This window comes from Actinocrinis sp. (assembly GCF_035653575.1).
GTDB lineage: Bacteria > Actinomycetota > Actinomycetes > Streptomycetales > Catenulisporaceae > Actinocrinis.
The window spans coordinates 1-3,475 of record NZ_DASRBQ010000014.1; the positions used below are offsets into that span (position 1 = coordinate 1).

The 3,475-nt window shown below is 69.8% G+C and carries 3 protein-coding genes; 2 read left to right on the forward strand and 1 reads right to left on the reverse strand.

Annotated features, from left to right (window positions below; genetic code table 11):
* Positions 1–237 precede the first annotated feature (237 nt).
* Complete coding sequence (locus VFA06_RS02085) at positions 238–1,287, forward strand: helix-turn-helix transcriptional regulator (protein ID WP_324838626.1); 1,050 nt, start codon at positions 238–240, stop codon at positions 1,285–1,287.
* Positions 1,288–1,370: 83 nt separating this feature from the next.
* Here the strand turns inward: VFA06_RS02085 and VFA06_RS02090 are convergent, their stop codons facing one another.
* Positions 1,371–2,609 carry an alpha/beta hydrolase family protein gene (locus VFA06_RS02090; protein ID WP_324838627.1) on the reverse strand — a complete coding sequence of 413 codons (1,239 nt, stop codon included), beginning with the start codon at positions 2,607–2,609 and terminating at the stop codon, positions 1,371–1,373.
* A gap of 90 nt (positions 2,610–2,699) precedes the next feature.
* Here VFA06_RS02090 and VFA06_RS02095 point away from each other — a divergent pair.
* On the forward strand, positions 2,700–3,475 hold a 776-nt coding region (locus tag VFA06_RS02095; protein ID WP_324838628.1), incomplete at its 3' end, for a hypothetical protein.

A 3,475-nucleotide genomic window follows, 5' to 3' on the forward strand; every position in this document is an offset into this window, starting at 1 on the left:
GCGCGGACGCCGCGTCGGCGCTGCTCGCGGCGGCGGACACCGTGCCACCTGCGAGTAAGGCGGAAACGGACAGGGCAACCACCAGGAATCGACGCACGAGTACTCCTAATCCTCTGCTTCTGCTTACTGAAAGAGAACGGCAGGGCAATGACCGCCCGGCCGGGTTTCACTGTCCACCCCCGGATACGCGGCGCATATCCCTAGACCTAGGGGGGAGCCGATTGCGATACTCCTGCGGTGTCCCCTGCGCCCGCGCCGCTGCTCGTCGCCCACGCGGCGCGGCAGGCTGCCGCACGCGCCGACAGCCTGGCCGACCTCGGCGGCGAGCTGGCCCGCCAGCTGCACCGGCTCGTGCCGCACGACGGATACATGCTTTCCGGCAAGGATCCGGTCACCGGCGCCGGCTGCTTCCTGGTCGAGCACCAGGGCTACAGCTGCGCCCACTTCCGCCGCATCAAGGCGGCCGGGCTGCTCGATCAGCAGCCTTACTCGCCCCGGCGACCCGCCGACCGGCCCCCGAGCCGCCCGACTGTCGCGATGCTGGACACCACGGCCACCGCGCCGCCGGGCCTCGTGCCGCTGCTCGACAGCATGGCCGACGACGGCTGGGGCTGCGAGATGCGGCTCGACCTGGTCGATCGCGCCACGCACTGGGGCACGCTGATCCTGCTGCGCGAGCGTCGCCGGCCGCCGTTCACCCCGGCCGACCTGGACAACGCTCGGCAGGTCGCGGCGCCGCTGGCCGCCACGCTGCGCGGTTACGTCGGCCGCGCCAGGCCGCATCCCATACGCACCGCGATGCCACCCGGCGTGCTCGTCATCTACGAGAACGACGCCCTGGCCTCCGCGACCGCGACCGGGCGCGCATGGCTGCGGATGTGCTTTCCCAACCTGATCCTCGACACGGACGAGGATGTCTCGCTGACGCTGTGGAACTTCGCGGCCGCCGCCCGCCGCCACAGCGAGCCCGTGCTCAGCCGCATCCCGACCGGCCACGGCTTCGCCGCGCTGCAGGCCCAACGGCTCACCGGCGCCCGACGCGGCGAGGTGGCCGTCACCATCCAGGCGGCCGGTACCGGCCAACTGCTGCCCGCGGTCGCTGCGTGGTACGGCCTCACGCCCCGGGAACGCACCGTGATCGACCAGGTCCTGGACGGCCGCTCCAGCAAACAGATCTCCCACACCCTCGACCTGTCGCAGCACACGACCAACGACCATCTCAAGGCCATCTATCGCAAGATCCGGGTCAACGGCCGCGACGAGTTGGTCGCTACTCTCTCCAGATAATCGGCCCGAACCTTCGAACCTCGAGCGGCGTGTCACCGAACCCGGCGAACGTTTCACGGTCACCGCACTAACCGCTCGAAGCGTCACGCAGAGATGCCGACTGTTCGGTGCAGGAAGTCGCGGAGCAGCCGGCGGACTTCGGATACTGCGACGCTCGCGTCGATCCGGCCGACGAGCGCGTTCCGATCGGTGGCGGTCATCAGCCCGTCGGCTTGCAGTTGCGCCGCCATCGGCGCGAAATCGGTGAAGACCCAGTGGTTCGCGTCGGTGATCTGGCAGCGCGTCGCTCGGTGGCCGGAGCGGGCGAGCAAGACCGTCCAGGACAGGTCGAGCGCGTGCTTGTCGGCGAATTCGCTGCTACCGACCATCAGCGTCGGCCGGGACGCGCCGTGCGCAGCGACCGGGAGCAGCGCGCCGGGTTCACCGGGGCTTGCGGGTACCCAGTCCAGGTAGCCCTCCAGGTTCACCGCCGCAGCGAACCGGTTGTCTTCGTAAGCGGTTTCTGCTGCTGTCGTGCCGCCCGCCGAGTGGCCGTAGATCGCGAGCCGGTCCAGGTCGATCACCCGGTTTATTCCGCGCGGCAGACTCCTGCCGAGCGCGTCGGGGTTCCCTCCCGCCATCAGTGTCACGAGGGTGTCGGCCACGAACTTGCAGTCGGCGATGCGCGTTTCGATCATCGTCCGATAGGTCGCGGCGTCGGTTCGCGGATCGCCGCGGAAGACCGTGATCCGGTTTTGGCCGCGGTATTTCGTGGACGTAGGGAATTGGACATCGCAGGCGTCGCCTGGGTGGTCGACGATCGCCACGACGTAGCCGTGGCTGGCGAGATCCTCGGCGGTATATGTGCCGAGTGTGCGCGGGTCGCCGCCGCCCGGACTGTAGATCACCACCGGGCGGCGTTCCGGCAGGGCGGGAGCGGCCGTGTACGCGTGGGTCATCGTGGCGGCCCAGTCCACGCCCGCAGAAGGCAGCTGTGGGTGGCCGAGTGGCGCGATCTCGCCGAACAGGACGGCTGCGCCCGCCAGCATCTGCGCGGCGCGCGCGAAACCCCGCACGGTCTGCGCCGGGTAGAAGAGCGTGACCATCAGCTCGCGGACGGGAATGGCCGGGTCCCACGGATCCGGGCGCGAGCGGTCGACGAGATAGAGCTCGACAGCACCGACCCGATGCGGACCGGTGGGTGCGGGGAGACGCAGTACGGCGGAGGCGGTATCGGCACGGGCGGGCCCTGTTCCGATGCCGGGGACGGTCATGCCCGCGCCGGAAAGTAACGCCAGCTTGGCCAGCGTCCGACGATCGATGCCTGAGATCTTCGTGGTCATGCCGACGATCGTCATTCCGCCGCCCGATGCGGGCGATCATTTAGGATCGAGTCGAAACGATGGCGTCGCAGTCGGGGGACGGAGGCCGACGTGTTCCGTATTCATCTCACGCCTGCCGATTTCGCACGTGTCCGCGTCGCCGCGCGCCCGGCGCCGTTGCAGGAACTCAATGCAGCGCTGATGATGCTCTTCAACCCGCAGTTCGCTCCGCTGCTGTTCGGCCGGTGGCGTAACCGGGCCATGTGGGCGATGCCCGCGGCCGCGCTGCCACTGCGTGACCTCGTACCGGGCCGCCACGCGCCCGCATTCCTTGATGGTGCCGAGGCGAGCATGGCCGAATGCTTCGAGGCCATGCGCGCGAGCGAGAGCACCTGGGTCGCTGCAGAACTCGAACTCGCCTACGCCACCGCGCCCGCAGCCGTCAAGGCGCCCGCCTGGATCAGGGATTTGCATCGCGGCGCGCGCGACGCCTGGCAACCGGTCATGCGCGCCCGGCAGGCAGCGTTCGACGCGCTGCTTGCCCCGGTCTGGCCGGTCGTGCAGCACCTACACCGCATCGAGTTCGCTCGATACGCAGCGATCGTCAGCGAACACGGCATCGGGCATGCGCTGGCGCGCGTAGTACCGGGCTCCCGGCTCAGCGAAGGCGTGTGGGAATTCGCCACCGCGGATCCAGCCGCCACGCGCGAGGTGTACCCGGCCGGGCGCGGAGTCCTGCTCCTGCCCACGTTCCACTGGATCGGCGAACCGCTCGTAGCCGACATCCCGGACCGGCCCGTGATCGTGACTTACCCGGCCGGGCCCGGACTCCCGCCCTCGGCCGCCTCCGCGGCCCCGACGGAAGACGCACTCGCTGAAGTCCTCGG

Bases quoted from the DNA above. Each gene is read 5' to 3' on its own strand.
- VFA06_RS02090 (WP_324838627.1), bottom strand. From the start codon at position 2,609: ATGACCACGAAGATCTCAGGCATCGATCGTCGGACGCTGGCCAAGCTG.